The organism is Klebsiella sp. TF21-TM, from assembly GCF_019753495.1.
In the GTDB taxonomy this organism is placed as follows: Bacteria; Pseudomonadota; Gammaproteobacteria; order Enterobacterales; family Enterobacteriaceae; genus Klebsiella; species Klebsiella quasipneumoniae.
On the sequence record NZ_JAIJYL010000033.1, the window covers coordinates 1 to 24,275 of the forward strand.

The window sequence follows — 24,275 nt, forward strand, 5'->3', positions numbered from 1 at the left end:
TGGCTTCTATTTTGCTGCTATGCGACCTATGGATAGTGCATTACGGGGCAGCCTTGCACTCTACTGTGGCCGGGGATTATCCCTTCATGGGGATAGCACACGTTTTATCCCTAAATGGGGATACAGGTTCTTGGTCTGTGCGACCGTGGTCGCATAGCCTCCATTTTCCCGCTATGCGACCGGCGGATAATGCACCGTGGTATAAACCGGAAGCTCCATTTTGTACGCATAGTGATATTCCGCCGTGGCGCCGGGGGACGTCTGCCAGCCAGGGAGCATCAGAATCGCGTCAGCGCAACGGAGCATGGCAAAACAAATATCCATGTATTCGCGCTGCTCCAGCCCATTAGGGAGGCTGGCAGGACTCAGAACGGTATGACCGTGACGGGTCAGCCGGTCGGCCTCTTTATTGAATGCCTCGCGGTTAAAGTTCTCTCGCCCGGTCATCGGGCCAGCAATATAAATTTTCATTGAGTACTCTATTTCGGTGCGGTACAGCCCGCTTCAAGCGCGGCAATGTAACCGGTCAGTTTTCCCATATCGTCATCAGCGATAACGAAATGCCCATCGATGTGAACCACATCAATCGCCGGTTTTTCCGCTGCGCACGGAGCCGGATTCAGTATTGGTGCCATCGGGGTTGATTTCGCGCACCCGGCCAAAGCGACGCAGATAATCAGCCGGGTTGTTACGCGCATAATCAATCCGAGCTTGTCGCTCCGTTTCATTTCGGGCTTTTACTGCCTGGCCGATCATCTCCAGGATAATCGCCAGCGCTCTCAATGCGGCTTCCACGCAGCTCTCCATTGTTTTTGGCTGTCTCCACCATCACACGAAAATCATCATCTGATGGGCCTTTGGCTTTTCCGGCATCCCGCGCTACTTTGCTGATCGCATCGGCGTTCCGGGCGTGGGCATAGTTCGCGGCAACAAGGTCGAGAATTTTCATGACCACAGTGGGGATTCTTTTGGTCACTGATGGGGGAAGTACGGCACGCAGCTGCGCCACCGCATACAGCACGATAAATACGGCAGTTACGCCGCTGGCCCAGCCAGCTGGCAGGGCGCTCAGAATTGAATCCAGATCCAGACCGAGACTTTCATTAGCCATCGCCGGGGGCGCAGCCATCACGAGAAGGACGAAGGCACCATTCATCAGCAACCAGGCTTTAGCCATACGTTTTAAACTGTTCATAATCACTCCTCGCGCCTCACTGCGTGAATAGCGCATCAACGCCAGCGCGCTGGCATTTATCGATGTAATCCTGCGGCGTGCCTTTGCCTGCCGAGGTGTTGTAATACTTTTTCCAGTAAGCGGCGCGAGCCTCGCGGGTCGCCGGAATCGACTCCGGGACCGTCAAATAGCGCAAGCGGCAAAACAGCATCGCCATGAGCGGTGATGTTCTCAGCTCCTGGTAAACCGTCCGGCCCAGGTCGATACCAAACTGATTCAGCAGAACGGCGGCGTAACGGCTGTTTTTGTACTTATCGCGAAGCCATTCGAAGGTACCGAGATCAACCTGGGTTAATCCGGTTCCGGCGCTGGTCGGCGTTGGGTCTTTGTAATCGCCCAGCAATGTCTCGGCTGCAGCCGTTTCGACACACAGCAGAACCGCCGCATTGGCTTTACCATTCCCGATCACATCGCAAACCGCTTCGGCGTAAAGGCGCGCGTCTTGCTTGCTCACCAGTCCATAATTCATCGTTCTTTTCTCCCGCCGAAAATTCGGCTGATTGTTCGTCTTGCAAAGCCGGTGATTTCGTTGACGGTGTGTGGCCATGCCACAGCCGATAAACCGGCGAGAGTTATTACTTTCAAAATTGAAATGTTGCCCATGAGGCCATAAGCCCAAAGGATGATGGCGACAATGACGCCTCTCAGAACGTCACCAATGAGGCGGCGCGGGTTGATCGGGTTCTCAGAAAGCAGGGCGCTTGAAACCACTCCAGCGGCCAGCATGAGCAAGACCAGCCAGAGATCAGGATTTCCATATTCGATAGCTGTGTTCATAACTCCGCCACCCGCGTGGCGGGTAATAAAAAGCCCCGCACTTAGGCGGGGCTGTCGATTATTGTTTTTCTATCTCGGAGACCGTCTGTAAAAATCGCTCCTCTTCCAGCTCTACGCCGATGGCTCCGCGTCCTAACTGCAGCGCGGCTTTTATCGTGGCACCCGACCCCATAAAAAAGTCGGCGATCACATCGCCAGGGCGCGTACAAGCCGAAATGATGTCGATCATCATCTGCAGCGGTTTTTCGCACGGATGTTTGCCCGGATAGTACGGAACCGGTGGATACGTCCACACGTTGGTATGTGGAACATCTTTTGTCACATGGAAAGGGCGCCGCAGATTCTCATACTGCTGTCGCAGTTCGGAATACTGCATAACCAGTTCGGAATATCGTGCCGTTAAAGCTCCGTATTCCTCCTGTAGCGCCGCGTGCGGCTCTGACAGTCCCGTTATTCCCTGTTCTTCGGCCTTACGGTTAAACAGCGCCTGCAGCGCCAGGTACTGCCGTTCATTGGGTAATTGCCATTGGCTGGCGCTAAACCAGTGGCTACACATTTTCGTACCGGTTGCTGCGTTGATTTCAGCAGCGGAAACACCAAGTCGCTGGCGTGCATCGCGGAAATAAGCAATAAGCGGTTCGAAGACCTTGCCTTTCAACTCCTGGCACTTTGTCGCGTACCCAGCCTGGCCTTTAGCAAATCCTTCCGCGCCGTAATGCTCTGCGAAGAAAATATGCTCACTAGCAGGGAAGTAGGAACGGAAACTTTCTTTACGTGCACCATTCCAGCGCCCGCTGGGTTTGGCCCAAACGATATGGTTCAGCACGTTGAAACGGTCACGCAACAACAGCTCGGTGTCCGATGATAATTTCGGCCCGCAGAACACATATAACGACCCTGCTGGCTTAAGCACTCGCCAGAACTCGGCGAAAAACTCATCCAGCCAGGCCAAATAATCCGTTACGCTGGGCCATTGGTTATCCCAGGCATTTGCCTTTACGCGGTAATACGGTGGGTCGGTGATGATGGCGTCTAAGCTGTTGTCCGGCAGGGTTTTGATGTACTCAAGTGAATCTGCATGCACAAGTTCAGCACTGTTTATTTTCACAGTGTTTTTCATGGTCTTTAGTGGCCTTTTTTGGTAGGCTCTTTTTGCTGTTGCGCAATCAGCAATGGGCCTTGTTTTGACCCTGTCAGGCGGCATGGGTTGAAAGCTACAGCATGGTGACACATGCTGTAGCGCCCATTTCCAAGGCATAAAAAAACCGCCTTAGCGGCGGTTGTGATGACGTTGGCTATAGAATTCCCAACATACAAAGACGATACCTAAAAAAGCCTTATTTGCCAACCTTTTTAAAATTCTTTCTGTGCGACCGTGGTCGCACAGTTTTCAGAAATTACCGTTTTTATATTCCGGGGTCAGTGAGTACTGCCCAAAAGCGCCCCGCTTCGCTACCCCCATACAAAGCATCTGCTCGATAATAAACTCAACCGCTGGCAGGCTAAAGTTGCAGGCTTCACTTAATTCCTGCAGGGTGATGCGGGGATGTCCCCGCATCACACTCTCTACGCTCAGGGCCGCTTCGGTCATATTCTCACGGATCTGTTTCACGTTCATCATTTCTCCCTTTAATCTTCAAACTGGTAATCTACATCGGCCATAAAGCTGTTAAGGTCGGCCAGTTTGGGTTCCATTGTTCCAATCAGTCGGCCCGCCAGTCTGTCTGTAATGTTCTCGCTGTTGAAGCTGTACTCACGCTGGAAACGCTTCACTTTTTGCCAGAGTTCATACAGATCGTTAGAAATCTCAGCCGCGTCCTGTCTCATTTTTTCGTTGCCTTGATAGTTCACAATATCCTCCAAATTCATCTAGTTACCGGGTTTGTTTCCCGTCTCAACGACACGAACTGTAACTCTGGCAACATGAGACATCTAGTCTTATTTTTCACTTTTTAGTTAAATTTATCTATTGTGTGAAAATTAATTTATTGGTATATTTAAACACATAGGGAGGATATACTATGTTTAACGTGATAACCCACCCGGCAGCGCTGGAAGAGTTACAGGAACTACCGGACGAGTTACGAGGTCGCATGACCCGACTGATTGAAAGACTGGAAAGTGAAGGAAAACTAAAAATGCCTCATAGCCGCGTAATTGGCGCCGGGCTTTTTGAGTTAAGGGTTGGAGACAAAAACATAGCAAGAACGTTATACGCTTACGCAGTCGGCCACGAAATCTACCTACTGCATGCGTTTGTTAAGAAGACACAAAAAACCCCAGCGGGGGCCATAGAGATAGCGAGAAAGCGCCTGAAGGAGATGAGCTAATGAAAGTAAAAGGCATCCCATTTAACCAGGTCAAAGAAAGTCTGCTCAACACCCCGGAGGCAATCCGGGGTTACCAGGAAGCAGATAAAGAACTGGCACTGGTCGAAATGCTGTACGAGATGCGTGAAAAGGCTGGGTTAAGCAAATCTGCCCTGGCGGAACGTATGGGGATCACGCCATCTGCTATTAGCCGCCTCGAGGGGAACCCTTTGGGGGCCAGCATGAAGACACTGAGCAAATACGCGCAAGCGTGCGGCGCTGAAATTAACATCCAGGCCGTATACTGAACGTAAAAAGGTGAGGGAGACCTCACCTTTTTCAATTCGGCTGGCTAGTGGCTTCTTCCTTCAACCTTGTTGAGATCCCGGCACCGCTGCAACATCCGACGTGACATACAAATGAGGCGCATAGTTTGAGCCACATGCAAACTAGCCTCCGGGGATGCCATCGCCACCGATACCATATCTAATACGGCATCGATATCACTCAGCTCAGCGTCCAGCCTTTCACAATTTGAGAGGACCGTATCTTCCATCACATAGCCTACCCGTTATTCGTCTTACAAAATATTAATATACTGTATAAAAACACAGTCGTTTTGGCAAATGCTAAAACGTCATTTCCTGTCAAGGTTCTCATCAAATTTGCAGATTTGTCCGATACTTATGCGCGCGGCCTATGCCTCTTTCCCTTTTTTCAAGGGTCCCGTTCCTTACTGCAACGTCCAACATTTGCCGAATAGTCCGGGCATTCAAGCCCACGTCAAAGACCAGCATCGATGCAAAGACAAAGCCGTCGCCACCGCTGGCCAGGCTACTTTGCGTTCGTTGACGGAGTTTCTCCAAAAGCAATGCCGATTTATCCATTTTTAAGCCTCCGTGACCAGTCACGCTTTAATGGCCAGCTTTAGTCTGGCAGTCGTCAGTAAGCATGAATTTTCGCCGTCGAAGATGCATTCAGACACCGGCAGCGCCTGGCCACATCGCTGGCATGTGTTCGCCAGGCTCTTCTGAAGCTCTTTGTAATTCTTTCGGATCAACAGGCCGATTACTTCATTTTCTGAATACGGCGTTCTACCTGGGCGACGCTGGATGCAAATCTCGCCCAGCATGCGCAGTTCCTCCGGCTCAAGTACCCAATCGCGTCTGGTTGTGCCGGACTGCTTTAAACGTTCACGGCGCTGCCGTTGCCGTTCTGCAGGGGTTTTAGCCACGGCGATCCTCCGACTCAGTATCCAGCGGATCGGTTTCGCGCAGACAATCCGCTGCCGATATCAGACCTTCCTTTTGGAGATAGGCGGTGAAATTTGCCGCCTGCTGGCTTTCCGGGTTGTACTTTCTCACCGTTCTGCAGAGCATCTTCACCATCATGACCAGGTCACGCAGCTGCCGGTGCTCTTCGCCGGTGACCTCTGCCACCGGCTCACTGTCCAACGCGGCCAGCGCAATTTGTGCTAGTTCGATCCGCTCATCCCATGAAACTTTGCAGATAGTGTTGTTATCAGCGAGTTGTTCTAAGCGCTCTCTGGTTATGGTTGATTTAGTCATGGTTGGCTCCAGTTATCTTCAATCGCCACGCCCAAGCGGTGCAGCCAGTCGGCAAGTTTGAGCATCGACTCGCGGTCGCTAAGCCCACTCGGAAAGTCTTTCAGTTCGATAGTCGGGGTAAATCGCCCAAAACTATCACGCTCTACCATCAGGAATTGCTCCAGAACAGTCTGCTGGGAGCGGCTGCTATGCCGCACCAGGTAAACGGATTTGGAGTCTTTGGTTTTATAGTCGTGGCGATACTCAGTCAGTATCATCTGGCTTCTGCTGCGGTCGGTTCCTCGCCACATCTACTCATCTCCCTCACACCGGAATCCAGCCAGACGAACCTGCCTCTTAGCGAACGTAATAGCTTCTTCATACGCCTGTTCTGGCTCAGTCCAGTAGCCGTTTGTTTTTGGCAACTGCACCGGCTTGGCTAACTTTGATTCCAGCTGGTGTTTTATGTCCTGCAGCTGCTCGATGTGATCGGCCTGGGCGGTGTTTGCGCGCAGCGCCGTCTCCAGCGAATCAGCCAGGACATCCAAATCATCGAGTGCCACGAACAGGACATCGTAGCCAAGCTCTCTTGCTGAGGACGTGCGGCGCTTAATGCTGTTAATCAGCCGGGCGATATCTGTCATGCAAGCCACCACTCAAGCAAGTTAAGAAGACCGTACCCAAAGCCAAACAGCGCCACTGATAAAACCAAATCTGCGACAACGTTCAGCACCTGTAGCGTTTTCAGGCTGTAGTTGAATAGTTCAGAGTTCATGCGACCTCCGGCTGGCAAACCTGTTTCAGCACACCGAGGATCATCAGGCAATCGGCAAGCGCGCGATGGGCGCCAGCGGTTGAAATGCCGTGGCGCGCAGCTGCTGTAGCCAGGCTCTGCCTTTTGAAGTTTTTGCGCTTCTCGTCGAACTCCCCATACCACTGGTCATAAACCGCTTTGGCGTCAATGTGGCGCGTCTCAATGGCCATGATGATGGCGGTGATGAGGTGAGGCTTTAGGTCATCAAAAAATCCGCTCTGCAGGCAGGTCTGCACCATCAGGCGGGCATCAAAACTGGAGTTCCATGCCAGCCATTTATGCTTACGAATAATTTTCAGCGCAGCCGGGAAAACCTCGCGCCATGCTGGCGCATCAGCGACCATTTCGTTGGTGATGTTATTAATTTTGGTAACTTCTGGCGGAATAGGGCGGCTCGGCTTCACCAAGGTGTTTAACAGAATCTCACCACGCATATTAATTATCGTGATCTCGATAATTTCATCAGAAGCCATAAGCCCGGTGGTCTCAGTATCGATGATGACATGATCGCTGTTCAGCCAATTTGCCATAATCATTTTAAAAATTGATTGATGGTAGGTAAGCATTTTATTCCCATATTTTTTGTTGAAAAGTTCTGGATGGCGTTGGGACTTTTCTGGACTCAGGGAGATAAACAAAAACGTAATACGTCCCGTCTAAATCATCCGAACGCGTGATTAAAGTCTCTCGACCTTTATTTCGATAAACGTTAGAAATTCGCACCGCATCATCGTATGACATGGGGCCTTGTTTAAATGGAGTTCGCATCATTACCCTATGCGACCGCGGTCGCACCCTCTTTTATTTCCAGATAACGTTTCAGCCACATATCTTCGATGTGTTTATTACCAGGCTGATTTGACAGGTACCACTCAGTGATAACCGATTGCCGGTTCGTATCAGGATGAGTCCGGTAATCGCAGGTAGGGCACCAGATAATGTACTCTTTACGGTTTGCGGCATACCTCAGTTCGGGTTTACCGGGCTTCCTGTGCATAATCTGCTGGCACAGGCACGTTGGCACTTCCTGTACAATGGCGGTTGATGATTTCACTGCGCTTCTCCGCTGCGTTAAATAACGCGATGCTATTCAGATGCAGGCATCGTGATTTCATTAATAGCCAGCGTTTTTTATAATCCTTACGCCAGCTATCGACGGTGATATTAAGCAAAAGACTTATATGCTCATCCTCACGCAGCGGGTCCACATCCTCTCCGCGTAATATTGAAGCCTTAACCTGCTGGATGGCGTAATAAGTTAAATTGCGCATCTTTTTCTTTGTCGCCTCTTTCATTTTTTTGAAATCAGCCTTTGAATGAGCGACAAGAAAATCCAGCCATAGCCACTGGCATATAACTTCATCATTTTCAAAATTGGGCTTACAGCCATAGCAATAATGCAGCCAGGCAACTTCCTCACGATTTAACTGCTCAATGGCTCTGCGCCAACTAGCCGTCTGAAAATCAAGTTCAGTCAGCAGCATTGAGGATTGCTTAAACGTTTTCCCAACATGGTAACGAACCTGCTCAGCCGCGACCGAGATCTCGTATTTATTATTCTCGCCCATTTGAATGACCCGGGTTGGCTTATCAGTAAACCTGCCGGAGTTGGCAAGACGTAACTGCTCAAGCTGAACTTCTAAAATTCCTCGCTGAAGGTAATGCAGATCTGAAAGGGCCGTAGCCACACAAGCGCGGATTCGTTCAAGTTCCATCACTACCGTCCTTGCTAACCCGCTTAACGGTGAAGTCGCTCTTCAGTTTGTATGCCGTGCGGACCTCAATATCGCTCTGGCGTAACGGTGGAATCTCCCCAGCCGCAAGCCATTGATAGACCGCGCCAGGTGTTACACCTACGCCTGCAGCTGCTTTTTCGACGTCGCCAAAGTGGCGGATAAGTTCTTCTGGCTTCATAAAATTATTATATGCCATAACCATAAATTAAAGCTAGGTATAATTCATAAATTTTATAGCCAGCTATAAAGAGATCGTTTATGATTGATCGTATGAAAACACGAGGCGAACGACTGAAAGCACGCCGTTTAGAATTGAAGATGACACTGAAGCAAGTCGCGCAAAGTGTCGGTATCTCTCTTCCTGGCGTCCAAAACTTAGAACGTGGCGACGTAATGCCGTCGCTGGAGATCGGGCTTGCCCTGGCGAAATGCCTGCGCAAACCTGTGCAATGGATACTTTTTGGTACTGAATCTGATCCTGACCGCGTTCCTGTTATTGGCACAACAGAGAGTGGTCCGGATAGCGACTGGCAGCCAGGAGAACCTGTCAGCACAGAACGATTCCTGCCATTTGTTAGCCAACGGGAAACCGTTTATGCGCTTACTGTCGGGAACCAGGTTCAGCACAACTATCAGCCGGGTGATGTCATACTGGTTGATTCAGATCTCACGCTAGTTCCAGGTGAGGACGTGTTAGTTTGTGATAAAGACGGGAATATCTTGATACAGCGGTTAGCGCGCTTCGATGATGAGCGCTACTACTTAGATGGCGCTAACTCTCAACGAGTTATCCATGAGAAAAGTGATCTTCAATTTGTGCACCAAATAGTCGGTACGATCAAATCGTTCATGATAGAGGGTAGATGACAAGATAACAGGGTTTATTGCTGCCTATAAATCTGGTTTAATGCGAGCTATAATGTATCGCGGTTGAATCAGACTGCAGCAGCTGAAAAAAGACGAAAAAAAACCCGAGTCGGCAAACTCGGGCCTTTTTTCAGGAGCAGCACCACGATAAACGCAACACAGTCCCTACGAAGATTTGTGCGTTTATTGTGGCTGCTCCTGCGGATTTTTTCAACCCGAAAAATCATAAATTCGCATGGAAAGGCTTAAAATGACCTTACAAGAATTCTATGCGGCTCGCTTCGGTAGCGATCCGTATTCATTGCTTGAAGCAGCGCGGGATGAGCTGTCAGAGCTGGCCACAATGGCTGGCATTAACTGGGCAGCATGCGCTGATAACATTCAGTTGAACCCGCGCGGCGGGGAAGAACGTTATTCAAAATATAACGGTGGCGCCCCCGAGGCTCTGGAAAAGAGCCTCAAAGGGCGTGTGGAAATCTACTCCCGCAAGGAACAACACAAAAGCGGCATCAGCTACCCATTCGTCAACTTTGTCCAGAAAGGGCATGACGAAGGCTCCTGGAGCGGCTTCTCCTTCCTGTTCGCCGAATACCGCCGTGAACAACAAAGAAATCATGCGACCGTGGTCGCACAACCTGCTGAAGAACTGGCGCGTATTGAACGCCAGGCAGAAGCCCGCAAGCGCCGCGCCGAACAGCAACGGATAAATGAACTTAAAAACAATCAGTTAGAGCAAGAACGGTTGCTCGGATGGTTGGCGTTCCACAGTGCATGGGAACATGCGCCAGCTGAGGACGGGTCGTGGCCTTACGCAGTGAAAAAAGGCATTCGTGACGTATTCAGCGCTTGCGATATTCGTCGCGTGACCAGTCACGACAACGCAAAATGGAGCCGTGGACCGACTACATACATGGCGATTCCGCTGGCCCACCTGGACGGACGCAAAGACGGACGCATTGTCGGCTGGCAGCGTATCGACCAGCGCGGCGGTAAATTCCAGACCAGCGCGATCACCAGCGGTGATTTCGTCGGGGCGTGCTTTGTTATCGGCAACCTGAACGGCGCGCAAAATATTGCAGTGGTGGAAGGTTTCGCCACCGGCGCGTCCGTATGGCTGGCTACCCGTAAGGACCCGAAAAAAAGCTTTGATGCTGTCGTGGTCGCTGTGGCCGCAAACAACATGATCCATGTTGTTGAGCAGCTGGTGAACATGTACCCGGCAGCAAAAATTACCTGCGCCCTGGATAACGACCGCAAGTCATCGGCTGAAGGTAAAGGCAACACCGGCTTACGTACCGGCTTCGACATTCTCGCAAAATTTAGCGGCATCAAATGCGTTTATCCAACCTTTGAAGACGATCCCCAGCTGGAGTGCAGCGACTTCAACGACCTGCACAGATTACGTGGACTCCGCGAGACCTGTCGCCAGCTATTCGCCAAAGGGAACCGCCTGAGTAACAGCACCGATTTGCTGTCCCTGACGCTAAACAAGCTGAAAACGGCTAAACGTGACAACCGCCGGACGTTTGCGAAAGAACTGCTGAACGCGGTGGATATTGGCATGCTGACCTGCCCGGTACCGAATAGCCCGGCGGATCTGTTTAACATGTTCTGCATCGTGCTGCGTGATATGGGACTGGAAAGCGTCTATCGCGCCACGGTTAAAGACCACATCGCACGCCGCCTGAACCGCAAATGCCGTACTGCCCAGGCACCCCGTTCCTTTAGCGAGCGGATCACCGACCCGAACAAGCGTCCCCAGCACATCACGTATAAACGCTTTGAAACATCCGTGATGACGGATGAAATTCTGCAATACGTGCAGCAGCTGCAGGGCATCGTTATTGTTCGCGCCGGTATGGGATCAGGTAAGTCGACAGGCCTGCTGCGCCCATTGATGCATAACGCTGATCGCGGCGTTTCCGTTGCGCACCGCGTAAGCCTCATCGGTGGCCTGTGGGAAATGATGACAGAGCAGAAAGGGACCAAGGCCGATATTCTGCATTACCAGGACCCCGGCTATCAGGAAATGGCGCCATACGCGAATAAGCTGACCATTTGCATCAACTCCATCGTCAAAGGCTGCTGGCAGCCGCTGATGCGCCAGCATGACTATTTCGGCTTTGATGAGGCAACGCAGGGACTTCGCGCCATCCTTTCTGGCCGCGCAATGGAGAACCCGGTCGCCGTTTTCAATACGCTGATCGACGCGCTGGCCAGAACTGAATTGCACCCCATCATGGTAGACGCAGATGCAAACGATCTGCTGGTCGACCTGGCAGAACTGGCGATGAAGCGCCGCGAAGAAATGGGCCTGCCGGCATGGTTACAGATTCACGTCATCGAGCTGCCAGTCGACGTTCGCAACCGCGAAACGGGCGAACCTATCCGCGTATTCTACACCGAGAAAGATCGCATCATGACCGAGGTGATTAAAGCGGTGGAACTCGGTGAAAAAATCATGCTGGCGACCGATAGCTCAACGTTTGCCGAAGACGTTACCGCCACGCTGCGCCAGCGCTACCCGGAGAAAAAATTCCTCTGCGTAAACCAGAAGAGCAAGCCGGAACCCGAGGTTGAAGAATTCACCAATAAACCGAAGAAGATGGTGAAGAAGTACGACGGCCTGATTTACAGCCCGTCGATATCCTCCGGCGTCTCCATCGAGCAAAAGCATTTCGACCGCCATTTTGGCATGTTCTGCGGCGAAGTGGTCCCCAGCGATGCGATCCAGATGCTGCGCCGCGACCGCACAGCCAAAGAGTTCATCATCGGCTTTGACAAGGTTCGCGCACGACGCGAAACCGATCCGCAAAAAATTGAGCGTGCATTTGTCCAGGCATTGCTGGCCACTGCCGGCATGAACGGCGAACTAACCGACGTTGTTTTCGACGGCGACCGCATTTCTATGGGTGTGGCCAACACCGATTTTACCCGGATGAAAATCAAGGCAGCAGCGATTGAGGCCTCCGCGCGTAATGACTACGCCAGCAATATGATCTGCATAATGCACAGCGACGGCTACAAGGTTGCCCCCCTGGCATCCGACGAGCTGGCGAACTGCGTCGGCAAGGAGCTGCGCAAGGAAGCCCGCGAAATTGTCTGGGAACAAACGCTGGATCTCCACCTGAATATCGAAACGCCGAACGAATCTGAACGGGAAGCCATTCTGAAGAAACGCGCCCTGACCCTGGAGGAGCAGGCGAAGCTGGTCCGCTGGGACATCGAGCATGAGCTGAAACTGCCGGTCAACGAGGACAACCTGAAATTCTACTTCGACGGCGCCCGCGATAAGGTTCGCCGTTATGAAACCATGCTGCTCGATGAGATCACCGCGCGGCGTTTCGACCGCGAGGAATCCGCGATCAACTTCACCTACGCTTTCAGGCAGGCGGGCCAATGGCAATACTTTACCGCCACCGCGATGACCCGCGAGCAGGCTGATGAAGCATTCCAGGCGAAACACCCTGGCATCACCGAGTACAAAGTCAAATCGACACCCGCGGTCGAGGTCGGTATGCGCGGCTTCTACGGCCTCAAATCTACGGTGCTACGCCAGTACTTCATTGACTGCGGCATCGACCCGGAAACCATGACCGGAGAAGCCACCCAGGCGCGCCTGGCATACGCCAGGGATAAACTCATGACCGCCGAACGGAGAGACCTGTTAAACAACGTCCTGCGCATTGGTGGCTTTATGACGCCCAAAGGCAAGCCGAAGGTCCCCGAGGCACTGTTTAAAACCATCTGCGAGTCGCTCGGCCTGAAAACCGACAAGCGCCGCGCCAGGGACGGAGACAAGCGCCCGACCATACGCTTTGTGGATCAGCAGTCGGCGGCGTTCATGATGGAAATTCTGGCGAACCGTAAAGACGACGGCCTGTCTCTGCAGTTGCGTAAAGCCGAGAAAGCCACCACCGAAGTGGATCACGGTTTAGATCTCAATATATATATGGATCATAAAACGCGATCCACAAACGAGCAGGATTTGGACGCCCCTCATTCAGTAATAACTGAGGCGCTGGCCGAGCTGCCGGTGCCGGTGCCGGAGGCCTGGGCGATGACCGCGCTGTCTGATGATGAGCTGGCCACAATGACCTCCTGGTCGCCAGCCAGCATAGCGATGACCTTCGCGTCCCTGTACCTCACAGAGTTCATGGACCGCCTCTCCAGCAACGAACTGCGCCGGCTGCGTGAATACATCACCGGTACGGTTACGGGCGGCTACGACGCGCAGGAGGCGTTCTATGGCTAACTTGGTGCTGTTACTCATCGTCGCCCTGTGTCTACTGCAGCAGTGGGTTGCCTATCGAACCTGGCGCGCTTTCCGGGAAAGCAGGTTGGTACGCCGCGCCCTGTTTAAGGGAGAGGCTTTCGCTCACCGCTACCGTATGTGGCAGCGGGTATATCGGGAAATACTGATGACCGGAGGGAGGAAAGATGTCGACTACTGAATTTTTGAAAACACTGGATTATGACCAGCTGCAGTCCTGCCGGGATAAGTGCGACGAAATGCTGCGCGCTATCCAGGAAGAACAAAAGAAGGTCGCCTGGGCGGTAACAGATGGATCGTTCAACTATGGCTGGTACCGAACTGAGGACTACCTGAAAGCGGTTGAATGTTTGGCGCGCGAAGCAGAAGAGCGCTGGAAAGAAGAAGATAAAAGCAACCCTGAGCCACGCAATTGGTTGAATTTTTCTATCAGGGGGCAGCGATTGCCGGTTTCTGAGTACGAGGCGTTATTTGCCGATGGCCAGTGGGGGTGATAATGGTACATGACTTACAAAAAATGATGGACGGTGAGCTGGTCCGCTTACAACTTGAGATTAAGAAAGAACAGGATAGGCGTTTAGCTGAAAAGATGATTCCTGTTTTTGGGGTGAAAACCAGCCCGGCAAATCAGTATGAATTTGCTGATCCGGCGCAGGCAATTTCCTGTGCTGCGGGATTGCTGGATAAGGTACTCGACGAGGTTAGAGATGACCTCTCTAAAGGTGGATTACAGGGGTGGAACGGTGATTTGCTACGTATCTACGTTCAGCATGTAAGTGAGAGTGATTTTGCTATATTGCGGCCTCATTTGAGGGATAAAAAATCGTGATTTACCTTAGGGGATGGGTGCCGGTATTGAGAACCTTTATCATTTTCTATTTGTCGGTTATGATTACGTATCATTAACATGATAATGGTGGGATATAATATGGAAGGGAAGGGGCTGTTCAAATATTCATTAATTTCATTACTGTTAGGGATAATCCCAATAATAACAATATTTTTTATTTATTACAGCAATGAAAATTCACACATCATTTCATACCTTTTTGATATTGCAAATGGATATCAAAGGGATTTTTCAGAACAATATTTAGCCGTAAGTATTATAGCCTCTGCCTATACTAAAACCGCACCACTTTTCGTAATATTAATGTATGTTTTTTGCTGGGGTAAATTTGACATAAAGACAATAAAACTAGATATGAAGCGCTGGTTTAAACTTCTTCCGGGAATGCTTCTTTTAACAGCGGGCGCATATTATTTAACATATGTTGGTGTGGAAAATATGTCTGATAGTATGTACCGTATTAAAAGAGTTATCTCTGGTAATGAATATTTTTTAATGGTTTATTACATTCTTTTATTTTTGACAAATTATTTTTTTATATGGTTATTTTTCCTTTATTTATATCTTTTAAAAGGTCTGCCTTTTTTTCAAAAGCGGAGATAACCTCCGCTTTACACTAAACATAAGTATTATTTAAATAAGCCAAGCACTGCATTATTCAGTGCTTTGGCCTTATCAGCATCGATATAAGATGTGAGAATAGAGATGCCAATGACGGACACAACAGTAAGCGCAGAGACAGCTACAGATGGAAGTGACAAAGCGACTGCGACTGTGCTAATCATGGCAGTAGTAATCCCTAACGCTACGGCGCCAGCAACACCACTGAGGTACATAGCTTCAACCTCAAACGCCAGCTTTTGCCAGTCCCCTGTGGTAATACCAGTAACAACACCTTCTCTGATTTTCTCGGCTTTAAGAAGTCGATCACCCCAAGTAAAGGCTTTCTCTAACCCTTTGAATCGGTCAGCTAGTGCTGACAAATCCATTTGTTTGAGGGCATTAGAAACGACTGTTTTATCCGCCTGACTTAACTTCATCTTTGGATTGTTAGCTAGTTCATTAATAGATGCCATAGCATCATTAAAACTGCGGAGTTTCTTACCCTGGAAGTTTTTTATATTGTCAGCAGCTTCTTTCGCCAGAGTGTTGTATTTATCACCTAATTTCCCGCTAAGAGTTTTACCAGAGTCAGTAATAATTCCCGATGTAGTATCGATTACCGATGCCTGACTTTCGTTGAGAAGGTAAAGTTTAACAACGGCAATAGCCTGATCCTTCATGCTATGCTCAGGTTTATTTGCGCCGCCATCGACATAAGCTGTAGTAAAAGAGTCTTTTTTTCGGTTATACAGGACATTGTATTTTTCTTTTCCGAAGCTAACCGAATAAGTATCTACATCACCTGAGCTATAAGATTTCCCAACTACAGGGCTACCTAAAGAACCTGTACCGCTTGTTTTCCAGTTCTGAATATTAGCCTTGAACTTTCCTGCTTTATCTCTGTTAGCTCTGATAATTGATTCTGCATCTTTATCACTGCCCCAAGGTGCTCCAATATAATCTGGGTTGAGCGGATTGCAAAGATAAAGCTGAATTAAAACACGGTCATTCAACTTCAACATACTAGTTGCACCTTCATAGCTAGTACCACCGTATTTACCAGAATAGCCAGCACCACCGTTGTTACCATTGCCACCACCCCAGCTAACATTACAGCTGTTATTACCACCACCTACGACAGTCAATGTTTCTTCAGGCATGTTAATCTCCTTGTGAGTTTTAAATTAGCTGTATAAACATACAGCCACTCAAAGGTAGCCCTAACCCTCCGGTAAGTCAAGCCAGCCATAATCATAAATTATGTTAAAATATAATTACATAAAGATGGGTCATCGCCGTGTTTTGCCACCCCTTCCTAAAACCGACTGATCAGGTTGTGATCAGTTGGTTAAGTTAGCTGTAAAAACCCCTGTCGCCGTGACTGGTCACGGGGTAAAATCTCTATGTAATTTATTGACGTGCGTTGCGTTTTGGCGGTAAAGTTAGCCCGCTGCAGCAAAATCTGTAGCCGGGCGTGAGAACCCGTGTAAACGAAGCGCACGACACGCGCCAGCGTGTTTTTTTGTGCCTGTACCTGCGTACATCCGAATTATGGTGGCTCAGGCGGGGCCGACTACGGTCGGGCCGGTTTCTTCGTTTACCGGTATTCTCACCCCCGTCTGGGCTACCACCCCCTTAGAGCGTGAGAACTCTGGTGGTAGCACTACTCATTAAACGGAGTGCATACCATGTTCAAATTCAAGTTCGCGGCGATCTGCCGTACCGATAAAAAATCCCATATTCATCATCTGTCCACCATCGCCTCATCCGAGCGTGAAGCCCGTCGTCAGTTCGCCAGCCGTTTTGTTCTTGTTCTGTCAGCCCGTATCCGGGTTAGCGGGGTGGCCGCATGAATCAGGTGCAGCTAAACACCCAGGGCCTGCTTGAGTCGATTGAGGAGCGCCTGGCGCAGATAGAAGCGCTGGTTTCCTCTGCCCACCGGACGATCTCCAGCTATGAGGCCTCGCTGTATATGCAGGAGGCAGCGGAATTGCTCCAGTTAGCCCGTGAGCTGGTACAAGAAGCCCGTAACTGCTCCTCCTCTCTGTCCGCGGAGCTGACCACCAGGGAGGCCGAATGAACGCACTCTCTGTTTTCTCGTTTCAGGAAGCGCACCCTGTTCGGGTAATTATGATTGATGGTAATCCGTGGTTTGTGGCCAAGGATGTTTGTGATGCTCTTAGGTTAACCAACTCTCGCGTGTCCCTTGACGCGCTGGACGATGATGAAAAGGGAGTAAGTTCAACTTACACCCCTGGTGGCAACCAGAAGGTCTCGATTATTTCTGAGTCCGGCCTGTACACTCTGATCCTCCGCTGCCGCGATGCGGTGAAGCAGGGAACGACGGCCTGGCGGTTCCGCAAGTGGGTCACCAACGAAGTCCTGCCAGCCATCCGGAAAAACGGTGAATACAGCTACGTCGAAACCACCCCAAAAAGCGCCGGCGAACCATTGGACTGGCGGCAAAAGGAAGAATTACGCGGCCTGATAAACGATATAGCCCAAAGTTTTCAGTATCGAAACGCGTGGATCAGTGGTGTTTGGCTGGCGCTGCGACGTGCCTGCAGGAATCCATCACCTAACCCAATTACGGTCGACGATCTGCCGGCTATCATTGCCGAATTACGCCGAATATTAACGGCGGCAGAAACTGCCCTAGGTAATATGCGAGTTTACGAACGGGAGCTGCTGCGCGAGGTAGTTCGTGGCGGGCGCCAGAGTATGTCGTGTGAAGAATTGCCTATCACTGATATCAATACGGAAATGGAGAAGGTGCTGCCAGCGCATTTTGAGCTGGCCATCAGTAAGCTGGAGACGCTATCCACGAAATTAACGCCCCCGGCTATCTCCTCCTGATTTTATAGAGCAGGAAGCTAAAAAGGCCACAGGCGATAACCTGTGGCCTTTTTGTTATTCGAAGTAGGCATGCCAGGCGAATTGCATTGCCTCTATCCGATTGCCGGCGGCACCGGACCATGCATAATGACGGCCATCGAACTCAAACTCCACCTTGAAGGTGCCATCACCATTATCCCTCGGCGCTTTAAAGTTTGGCTTCGCAGGATGCTTCTCTGCCTTCTCAGCCTCTTCGTCGTCTTCCGGTTCCTCCGGTTCCTCCGGCTCTACGGCTTCACTTTCATCTACCTCGATCTCATCGTCGTCCAGCGTTTCATCGTCTTGGGTTTCGTCATCGAGATCGGCGTCACCCATTGGTTCAAGAACTTCCTCATCAGGCAGGATTATCGCTGGAGCCTCATCCTTCAGCTGCCATTGGCCATTTTCTCCGACGAACTGACCCAAGGCATCCGCAGCAAATTCCAGATAGCGAGGTATCAGCCTGGTACTGAAATTAAACGGTCGCAGGGTGCTGTTGGTAATTTTTATTGATGGGTCCTGCTCCACCAGCTGCTTCACGGTCTCATGAATACGAACCCCTGCGTCGCCCCTGGCGAAATCTGGCATCATGCTATCCAGCTTTTGTAGCGCTGCCAGCCGGGTATTTTCCTCGCCAACATGTGGGCGCCAGGTTCTGGAGAAGTTTGCCAATTTAAACTGCTTATAGTGCAGCTGGGTGTTTTCATCGTCATGACCGAGGATCTCCATGAAGAAAACGTCCTCATCGACATTCTTCCACCGTGGATCAACGCGGAAAAACATTTCATAGGCAATGCGGGCGTAAATAGCGCGGCTATCTTTATAAACGCGGCGGTCATCGCCTAAGAAAGTTTTTACCCACGGATTAAACGCTGTCGCTAGAATAGCGTTAATACGACCATTTTCAGAGCGAGTATCATTTTCCCCGTACCCTTTAACCACTTCATCAAAATCCGCAGCAGCAGGGCAGGAACGAAGTTGGTTAACCAGACTGACAAATAAATCAGCGTCGCAAAGAGTATATATTTTTCTTGATACACCTTTATCTTCTGAGCGTTTTTTAGCTTGCCCTAAGAATGTTACTGTATATTTACCTGCGACGGAAAATTCACCCTGAAGCATGATTTCAATCATTCGTCGACCAGATAGCGCCGCAAGCGCGAACGCTAGAGGGGCCATACCACGACGGGTGGTTAAATCAAAAGAAGATATAGGTTTATTGATTATATCGTAGATAGCCTGCATATAGCGCGGATAGTCAATCACAACCACGTTGCGCTTTTTCTCGCTGAGTATGTTGGCCCAGCGCTGCTGGATGGAGGTTCGCTCTGCAGAGCTAAGCTGCAAGTGATAGAGGACCTCATGGTTTACTTTCAGATTGTTTAAATCTTCCAGAAGCGAAGAGCCTTGCTGGAAGAGTTTATAAAGATAATCTCGCTTACCCTTCCAATCATCACTGCTTAAATCACTAATAGCAAATTGCCATTCTGGATATTTATTGGCAAGTTTGGCTAACTTAGCATCGCTGTTTTTCGCACCGATTTTTATATTTGATAAATCTTCTGCTAATGGCATTATTTCTTTTAGCTTGGCTTGCAGAGCTGACATATTTTGTCGAATTGATGCCGCAGGCATAGAAAGCCATGAGGATAATTCCTCATTGTATAAGGGATACTTCTCGGATAATTTTATTACGTTTTTTTCAAAGTTATGATGTAATTTATCATCAAATCTTTTCCTTGCCCGGCTCATATAGGCATTAAAAGTATTAGCCGAAATCCTTTTTTCTAAGCTTTTCCCGCGAAACTTTCTTTTATCATTAAATAATGCATTCTTATATTTTATAGCAGCGGCTTTAATTTTCTTTGTTTTTTCGCCTTGTGGACGATCTGAGGCGTCGATTGCCTCAACCTCGTTCACAAGCGAATTGATTAGCTCACCAATCTTCACCTTACGCATGGCCTACCTCCTGTTCTCGCCCTTAATCATCATAACACAAACTGAGAAACATCACACAATCAAAGCGCAATCCCACGCCACGATTATCATAACACAATTACAGAAACATAACATAACACCATTACGATTCATACGCAAATCAATGTGCGACTGTGTTACGATAATCAGCACACAATAGCCCATTATACGCGCGTATAATGGGCTATTGTGTTCTGATATGTAACGCCGTTGTGTTATGATGCTTGACTATGTTCTCTGAATTGGTTACGATTTCAATTGTTGTGATTAACCTATGACATGCGATTGTGTTATGATGTGAGTTTTGGTGATCAAGTTAAGGAATGAGGAAGCCTATAGTTTTCTTTGTGTTTATGTTATCTGATAGTGTTACGTTGTTGTGGTCTGTTTATCGGTTGATGTCCTTTAGATAAAAAGGGCCTCGAAAGCAGCCTGTTATCTTCCGATAGAGTTGAAGATAAATAACAATTTTATCTATAAAAAACATAAAGTTAGGTTTTACACTTCTTCTTCTAACTTACCTTCTACTCATAATGCATTGGCTAAGCACGCTAAAAGCCTGTTTCTGTTGGTTAAATCATAAACTTTGCTTTTTATCATGAACTTTGCGTTTTTTACGTTGCTTTGCGTTAAATACATAAAGTACGATAAAAAACATAAAGGAAAATTACTCCTCAAGGGGGATTGGAATGTCGCTTATTAATTTACTGCATGAATGTATCAGCCGCGGGCAGGAGATGACGCAGGCCATTGCTATAGCTCAATTTGGTGATGATAGCCCCGAGGCTCGCCGTATCACTCGTCGCTGGGGGATAACCGAGGTTGCTGATTTAATCGGCGTTTCGCCGCAAGCAATTAGGGATGCTGAAAAAAATGGGCGACTACCACCACCTGATTTTGAGTTACGCGGCCGCGTTGAACGTCGCGCCGGCTATACCATCGACCAGATTAGCCATATGCGCAGCATTTTCGGCAATCCGAATCAACGGCCTGCAGACAAAAATCCAGCTGTGTTAGCTGTTATGTCGCACAAAGGCGGCGTTTATAAAACCTCATCTGCAGTGCATGAAGCTCAATGGTTAGCTCTGCAAGGTCACCGAGTGCTACTCATTGAAGGTAACGATCCGCAAGGGACCGCCTCGATGTATCACGGCTATGTACCGGATTTACATATCCATGCCGAGGATACTTTGCTCCCGTTTTACCTTGGTGAGCGTGATAATGCGGAATACGCTATAAAACCGACCTGCTGGCCAGGTCTGGACATTATCCCCAGTTGCCTGGCGCTGCACCGTATCGAAACGGATCTGATGCAATACCATGCCCAAGGAAAACTACCTCATCCTCCGCATCTGATGCTACGGGCCGCTATCGAATCCGTATGGGATAACTATGACATCATCGTCATTGATAGCGCTCCAAACTTAGGGACAGGTACGATTAATGTTGTTTGCGCAGCCGATATTATCGTCGTGGCTACCCCTGCAGAGCTATTTGATTATTCATCCGTTCTGCAGTTCTTCACCATGCTTCTGGACCTTCTTAAAACCGTTGATTTAGGTGGTTTTGAGCCTGTTGTACGGCTGTTACTAACGAAATACAGTCTGACCACTGGTAACCAATCGCGCTGGATGGAAGAGCAAATCAGAAATACATGGGGATCGATGGTCCTGCGTCAGGTTGTCCGAGTGACGGATGAAGTAGGAAAGGGCCAAATAAAAATGCGCACAGTATTTGAACAGGCCGCGAACCAGCGTTCAACGCTTAATGCATGGCGAAATGCAGTCTCTATTTGGGAGCCTGTTTGCCAAGAAATTTTCGATGACTTGATTAAACCTCGTTGGGAGGACTAATTGTGAAACAGCGCTCTATTTTAAAAAATGCCCCCAACATCGACAGCATTATGAGCAAGACGCACCAGGCGCCCGCATCACAGCCTGTGTCACCGATGGTGGGTGATTTGCAACGCCAACTTAGTTCATTATCGGGAAACAGTATTATGCTGCCTGTGTGTGGACGTAACGTTAACTTTAAGCTGGAAACTATCCCAGCGGATAAAGTTGAAATGGCGACGATGGTTTGGCTCGGTAATGAACGTGATCAAGACCTGCTCAACGAAACGTCCTTGGCCGATCTCGTTCCGTCATTCCTCACTTCGGGGCAGCAGAACCCGGCGTTCGCTCGCAAAACTGCAGGCATCATAGAGGTTGCTGATGGTTCCCGGCGCCGTAAAACGGCCATAATTACTGGCTGTGACTACCGCGTATTAGTCGGCGATCTCGACGATGAACAAATGCAGTGGTTATCGCAAGTGGGCAACGACTATCGGCCAACCAGTGCATATGAGCGTGGAAAAAAATACCAGCGCCGTCTTAACGATTTCGATGGCAACGTCAAAGCATTAGCGGAGGCCGAGGGGGTTGACCGAAATATCATTACCCGCTGTATAAGTACGGCGGGCCTGCCTAAAGATATCATTGCTATTTTCCAGCATCCTGGCGAACTATCAGCCCGCGCCGGTCACGACTTATTCAAGGTGTACCAAGAGAATAAGCAAGCCATGCTAGACGCCGCACAACAGCTGCTGCGCATGAAGAAAAATGGTGAAATATTCGAACCAACGAGAATCATCCAAGCCCTGCAGGATTTCATTTCGACAAATGCAGCTGATACACAAAAAACTGAGAAGCGGTATGGTGATGGGGTTGTTGCGAAATACAAAGGTAACTACGTCACATTAAAATTAGATAACCGAAAAATTTCTCCAGACTTAATGAGTAAAATAGAAGCATTGCTCCAGTCTGAGTTAGAAAAAACGGAAAATGTAAAATAAAAAAGGCCCCCTGATAAACAGGGGGGCTTTCAATTTTAATTACGTTGTTGGTTAGTTATATGGTTCACTATTTTATCCATGTGCCGATAATCGCTCCTCTAGTTCGTCTACTCGCTCAAGCAGTACTTTTACCGCCGCCAGTGTGTCCATCATGATCACGTTATTATCCAATTGCAGGCGATCGTCGTTTACCTGCTCACCGTTCCTCATGTATGACGTGTTCACCTGCTTAACGTACTGCGGGTCCACTTTCTGTGCCTGCTGAGCGATAATCCCCCGCCGTGTCCTGTTCTGCTCGTCATCGTTATAGACGAACGTGACCAACTCCAGCTTGCGGATACGTTCGACAGACAACTGGCCATCTGTAGGTTCAATATCGTGCTTCAGGCGTGCATCGGATGTTCCTTGCCATTGAACGTTTCCGTTCTGGCTACTATAAATCCTGCCGTCTGCCAGAAATTGCCAGTATTGAACGTTGGCATTAAATCCTGCACACATAAGAACAAGACGGTGGTTGTATCCGACGTTCTCTTCAAACCATACGCCACCCTGACCGCCGTCTACGTGTGAGTCTGAGCCACGGGTGTTGAAACGAGCGATGAAACGTGGAGAGGCGATAATGTCTCCAACGGGTGCGTTAGATGGGTCATTTTCTAACTTTGCAATCATCGCATTTGCGTAGTTTGCCCCGTAAACTGTACCTATACCGTATACACCAAAACCACCGCGAACACGAAGGCCAGGGTAGACGGCCAGCGCACCGTCTTCCGTGATAATCCGGTGCGTATAATCCGCTACGCTACCTTTATGATGAAAATCAATATAGGGCGTGGTATCGCTGCTGATTTCCAGACTTCCGGCATCAATCGCCGTAAATTGTGTGCCGCTGTTATTCCGGAGTATTTGCCCAGCAGCGGTTATTGTGGCGCTGAATGTGACGCCATTGCTGAATGTCTGAGGCTGCGTGAACGTGTTGGTTGATGACGTTCTGGCAACGTTCTTCCCTGCTGCTGTGATCGCGTCATCGATAGCAGTCTGGCGGGAACTGTATTCGCTGAGGAACTGCGCCCACGATTTTACCGTCCCCGTTGTTCCGTCCGGTTTCGTGACCGTGACATCTCCGGCGCCGAATAAAAATTGTTGTTGGTTCGCTAAATCTACATAGGTGCGGTCGAAACACTTCTGGATACTGTTCGCTAATTCGTCACTGATAATAGCCATAGTATATTATTCCCTCTGCACTGCGATTCAGACAAAAAAAAGCCCCGGAAGTCGGGGCCTTTTCTGTAACCATATCGTCAGTTACAGGTTGTACTAATAAAATTATTCTTGTTTATCCATCGCCAGTTAAATGGATAACCCGCCATATATTGGGTCTGCCCAGCCTCCTTTCTGACGCCATAAATTTGCACTGTTGATTGCTGCCCACCTATATTCGCAACAGCGTCACATACCGGCAGTTGCTTATCAAGAACACCGGAACATCCAGATATCACGAAAGGGAAAATCACACAAAGGAGTTGCTTTTTCATTTTTTATCCATCTTTTCTTGTGAGTTTAAACCATATCAGCACGAACCTT

The 24,275-nt window shown here is 49.3% G+C and carries 34 protein-coding genes and 1 pseudogene; 14 read left to right on the forward strand and 21 right to left on the reverse strand.

Features of this window, described 5'->3' with window-relative positions; all coding sequences use genetic code 11:
• Positions 1-171: 171 nt before the first annotated feature.
• The 8 genes from K5R89_RS23065 to K5R89_RS23100 all read right to left on the reverse strand — a co-directional run bounded on the left by K5R89_RS23065 (position 172) and on the right by K5R89_RS23100 (position 3,880).
• Positions 172-471 (reverse strand): DUF4406 domain-containing protein, encoded by a 300-nt coding sequence (locus K5R89_RS23065; RefSeq protein ID WP_100097919.1) that lies wholly within the window; start codon positions 469-471, stop codon positions 172-174.
• 8 nt (positions 472-479) lie between these two features.
• On the reverse strand, positions 480-728 hold the full coding sequence (locus tag K5R89_RS23070) for a hypothetical protein (RefSeq protein WP_048339005.1): 249 nt from the start codon (positions 726-728) through the stop codon (positions 480-482).
• Positions 725-1,195: a hypothetical protein gene (locus tag K5R89_RS23075; RefSeq protein ID WP_100097918.1), complete on the reverse strand. Its 471-nt coding sequence runs from the start codon at positions 1,193-1,195 to the stop codon at positions 725-727. Before K5R89_RS23075 ends, K5R89_RS23070 begins: the two co-directional genes overlap by 4 nt.
• Positions 1,196-1,211: 16 nt before the next feature.
• Complete coding sequence (locus K5R89_RS23080) at positions 1,212-1,703, reverse strand: hypothetical protein (protein ID WP_057172008.1); 492 nt, start codon at positions 1,701-1,703, stop codon at positions 1,212-1,214.
• Complete coding sequence (locus K5R89_RS23085) at positions 1,700-2,011, reverse strand: hypothetical protein (protein ID WP_100097917.1); 312 nt, start codon at positions 2,009-2,011, stop codon at positions 1,700-1,702. The genes K5R89_RS23080 and K5R89_RS23085 overlap by 4 nt, the downstream gene beginning before the upstream one ends.
• Before the next feature lie 58 nt (positions 2,012-2,069).
• Positions 2,070-3,131: a site-specific DNA-methyltransferase gene (locus K5R89_RS23090; RefSeq protein ID WP_100097916.1), complete on the reverse strand. Its 1,062-nt coding sequence runs from the start codon at positions 3,129-3,131 to the stop codon at positions 2,070-2,072.
• Between the two features lie 270 nt (positions 3,132-3,401).
• Complete coding sequence (locus K5R89_RS23095) at positions 3,402-3,632, reverse strand: winged helix-turn-helix domain-containing protein (RefSeq protein WP_227601701.1); 231 nt, start codon at positions 3,630-3,632, stop codon at positions 3,402-3,404.
• An 8-nt stretch (positions 3,633-3,640) separates the two neighbouring features.
• Positions 3,641-3,880, reverse strand: a complete 240-nt coding sequence (locus K5R89_RS23100) for a hypothetical protein (RefSeq protein WP_202393421.1) — start codon at positions 3,878-3,880, stop codon at positions 3,641-3,643.
• A 152-nt stretch (positions 3,881-4,032) separates the two neighbouring features.
• Here K5R89_RS23100 and K5R89_RS23105 point away from each other — a divergent pair, with 152 nt between their 5' ends.
• Together K5R89_RS23105 and K5R89_RS23110 are read left to right on the forward strand one after the other, a co-directional pair.
• Complete coding sequence (locus K5R89_RS23105; RefSeq protein WP_023339392.1) at positions 4,033-4,341, forward strand: type II toxin-antitoxin system RelE/ParE family toxin; 309 nt, start codon at positions 4,033-4,035, stop codon at positions 4,339-4,341.
• Positions 4,341-4,628: a helix-turn-helix transcriptional regulator gene (locus K5R89_RS23110; RefSeq protein ID WP_023339393.1), complete on the forward strand. Its 288-nt coding sequence runs from the start codon at positions 4,341-4,343 to the stop codon at positions 4,626-4,628. The genes K5R89_RS23105 and K5R89_RS23110 overlap by 1 nt, the downstream gene beginning before the upstream one ends.
• A 351-nt stretch (positions 4,629-4,979) precedes the next feature.
• Here K5R89_RS23110 and K5R89_RS23115 read toward each other — a convergent pair whose 3' ends face one another.
• The 9 genes from K5R89_RS23115 to K5R89_RS23150 form a co-directional block, all read right to left on the reverse strand.
• Entirely contained in the window at positions 4,980-5,207 is a 228-nt protein-coding gene (locus tag K5R89_RS23115; protein WP_023339395.1) for a hypothetical protein, read from the reverse strand.
• Positions 5,208-5,227: 20 nt separating this feature from the next.
• Complete coding sequence (locus K5R89_RS23120; protein WP_048292306.1) at positions 5,228-5,554, reverse strand: hypothetical protein; 327 nt, start codon at positions 5,552-5,554, stop codon at positions 5,228-5,230.
• A complete protein-coding gene (locus K5R89_RS23125; protein ID WP_071067636.1) occupies positions 5,547-5,888 on the reverse strand; it encodes a hypothetical protein in 342 nt (113 codons plus the stop codon). Before K5R89_RS23125 ends, K5R89_RS23120 begins: the two co-directional genes overlap by 8 nt.
• The gene (locus K5R89_RS23130) at positions 5,885-6,178 is read right to left on the reverse strand and encodes a hypothetical protein (protein WP_064148019.1); all 294 of its coding nucleotides are present in this window, start codon (positions 6,176-6,178) and stop codon (positions 5,885-5,887) included. Before K5R89_RS23130 ends, K5R89_RS23125 begins: the two co-directional genes overlap by 4 nt.
• Positions 6,179-6,511, reverse strand: a complete 333-nt coding sequence (locus K5R89_RS23135; RefSeq protein WP_096913198.1) for a hypothetical protein — start codon at positions 6,509-6,511, stop codon at positions 6,179-6,181. It lies immediately after the preceding gene.
• Positions 6,508-6,642 (reverse strand): hypothetical protein, encoded by a 135-nt coding sequence (locus tag K5R89_RS27600; RefSeq protein WP_023339399.1) that lies wholly within the window; start codon positions 6,640-6,642, stop codon positions 6,508-6,510. Before K5R89_RS27600 ends, K5R89_RS23135 begins: the two co-directional genes overlap by 4 nt.
• Complete coding sequence (locus tag K5R89_RS23140) at positions 6,639-7,247, reverse strand: 3'-5' exonuclease (protein ID WP_172879401.1); 609 nt, start codon at positions 7,245-7,247, stop codon at positions 6,639-6,641. Before K5R89_RS23140 ends, K5R89_RS27600 begins: the two co-directional genes overlap by 4 nt.
• A gap of 411 nt (positions 7,248-7,658) precedes the next feature.
• Positions 7,659-8,396 (reverse strand): bacteriophage antitermination protein Q, encoded by a 738-nt coding sequence (locus K5R89_RS23145; RefSeq protein WP_110924981.1) that lies wholly within the window; start codon positions 8,394-8,396, stop codon positions 7,659-7,661.
• Positions 8,386-8,595: a Cro/CI family transcriptional regulator gene (locus tag K5R89_RS23150; protein WP_032408972.1), complete on the reverse strand. Its 210-nt coding sequence runs from the start codon at positions 8,593-8,595 to the stop codon at positions 8,386-8,388. Before K5R89_RS23150 ends, K5R89_RS23145 begins: the two co-directional genes overlap by 11 nt.
• A gap of 80 nt (positions 8,596-8,675) precedes the next feature.
• On the opposite strand from K5R89_RS23150, the gene K5R89_RS23155 reads away from it, so the two are divergent.
• The 6 genes from K5R89_RS23155 to K5R89_RS23180 all read left to right on the forward strand — a co-directional run bounded on the left by K5R89_RS23155 (position 8,676) and on the right by K5R89_RS23180 (position 15,010).
• Positions 8,676-9,284, forward strand: a complete 609-nt coding sequence (locus tag K5R89_RS23155) for an XRE family transcriptional regulator (RefSeq protein WP_172879400.1) — start codon at positions 8,676-8,678, stop codon at positions 9,282-9,284.
• A 250-nt stretch (positions 9,285-9,534) separates the two neighbouring features.
• Positions 9,535-13,539, forward strand: coding sequence for a plasmid replication protein, CyRepA1 family (locus K5R89_RS23160; protein WP_100097911.1), 4,005 nt, complete (start codon positions 9,535-9,537; stop codon positions 13,537-13,539).
• On the forward strand, positions 13,532-13,738 hold the full coding sequence (locus tag K5R89_RS23165) for a hypothetical protein (RefSeq protein ID WP_048290289.1): 207 nt from the start codon (positions 13,532-13,534) through the stop codon (positions 13,736-13,738). The genes K5R89_RS23160 and K5R89_RS23165 overlap by 8 nt, the downstream gene beginning before the upstream one ends.
• Entirely contained in the window at positions 13,725-14,051 is a 327-nt protein-coding gene (locus K5R89_RS23170) for a hypothetical protein (RefSeq protein ID WP_094642885.1), read from the forward strand. The genes K5R89_RS23165 and K5R89_RS23170 overlap by 14 nt, the downstream gene beginning before the upstream one ends.
• A gap of 2 nt (positions 14,052-14,053) precedes the next feature.
• Positions 14,054-14,386, forward strand: coding sequence for a hypothetical protein (locus tag K5R89_RS23175; RefSeq protein ID WP_048290287.1), 333 nt, complete (start codon positions 14,054-14,056; stop codon positions 14,384-14,386).
• Positions 14,387-14,485: 99 nt separating this feature from the next.
• Entirely contained in the window at positions 14,486-15,010 is a 525-nt protein-coding gene (locus K5R89_RS23180) for a hypothetical protein (protein WP_117022623.1), read from the forward strand.
• 26 nt (positions 15,011-15,036) lie between these two features.
• Here the strand turns inward: K5R89_RS23180 and K5R89_RS23185 are convergent, their stop codons facing one another.
• On the reverse strand, positions 15,037-16,170 hold the full coding sequence (locus tag K5R89_RS23185) for a colicin-like pore-forming protein (protein WP_100097910.1): 1,134 nt from the start codon (positions 16,168-16,170) through the stop codon (positions 15,037-15,039).
• A 349-nt stretch (positions 16,171-16,519) separates the two neighbouring features.
• Between K5R89_RS23185 and K5R89_RS23190 the strand changes: the two are divergent.
• The 4 genes and pseudogenes from K5R89_RS23190 to K5R89_RS23205 form a co-directional block, all read left to right on the forward strand.
• Positions 16,520-16,684: pseudogene (locus K5R89_RS23190) on the forward strand (ash family protein); the annotation flags it as partial.
• A 14-nt stretch (positions 16,685-16,698) separates the two neighbouring features.
• A complete protein-coding gene (locus K5R89_RS23195; protein ID WP_032413547.1) occupies positions 16,699-16,863 on the forward strand; it encodes a host cell division inhibitor Icd-like protein in 165 nt (54 codons plus the stop codon).
• Positions 16,860-17,090: a hypothetical protein gene (locus K5R89_RS23200; RefSeq protein WP_040108080.1), complete on the forward strand. Its 231-nt coding sequence runs from the start codon at positions 16,860-16,862 to the stop codon at positions 17,088-17,090. Before K5R89_RS23195 ends, K5R89_RS23200 begins: the two co-directional genes overlap by 4 nt.
• Positions 17,087-17,866 carry a Bro-N domain-containing protein gene (locus tag K5R89_RS23205; protein ID WP_065519960.1) on the forward strand — a complete coding sequence of 260 codons (780 nt, stop codon included), beginning with the start codon at positions 17,087-17,089 and terminating at the stop codon, positions 17,864-17,866. Before K5R89_RS23200 ends, K5R89_RS23205 begins: the two co-directional genes overlap by 4 nt.
• Before the next feature lie 54 nt (positions 17,867-17,920).
• On the opposite strand, the gene K5R89_RS23210 is transcribed toward K5R89_RS23205, so the two are convergent.
• Complete coding sequence (locus K5R89_RS23210; RefSeq protein ID WP_060577966.1) at positions 17,921-19,843, reverse strand: protelomerase family protein; 1,923 nt, start codon at positions 19,841-19,843, stop codon at positions 17,921-17,923.
• Positions 19,844-20,550: 707 nt separating this feature from the next.
• Here K5R89_RS23210 and sopA point away from each other — a divergent pair.
• Both sopA and K5R89_RS23220 read left to right on the forward strand, forming a co-directional pair.
• Complete coding sequence (sopA, locus tag K5R89_RS23215; protein ID WP_023339381.1) at positions 20,551-21,714, forward strand: plasmid-partitioning protein SopA; 1,164 nt, start codon at positions 20,551-20,553, stop codon at positions 21,712-21,714.
• 2 nt (positions 21,715-21,716) lie between these two features.
• Complete coding sequence (locus tag K5R89_RS23220) at positions 21,717-22,694, forward strand: ParB/RepB/Spo0J family plasmid partition protein (RefSeq protein WP_087749700.1); 978 nt, start codon at positions 21,717-21,719, stop codon at positions 22,692-22,694.
• Positions 22,695-22,766: 72 nt separating this feature from the next.
• Here K5R89_RS23220 and K5R89_RS23225 read toward each other — a convergent pair whose 3' ends face one another.
• Together K5R89_RS23225 and K5R89_RS23230 are read right to left on the reverse strand one after the other, a co-directional pair.
• Positions 22,767-23,915 carry a tail fiber domain-containing protein gene (locus K5R89_RS23225; protein ID WP_117022626.1) on the reverse strand — a complete coding sequence of 383 codons (1,149 nt, stop codon included), beginning with the start codon at positions 23,913-23,915 and terminating at the stop codon, positions 22,767-22,769.
• Positions 23,916-23,992: 77 nt separating this feature from the next.
• Positions 23,993-24,226 carry a cor protein gene (locus K5R89_RS23230; protein WP_117022625.1) on the reverse strand — a complete coding sequence of 78 codons (234 nt, stop codon included), beginning with the start codon at positions 24,224-24,226 and terminating at the stop codon, positions 23,993-23,995.
• Positions 24,227-24,275 lie beyond the last annotated feature (49 nt).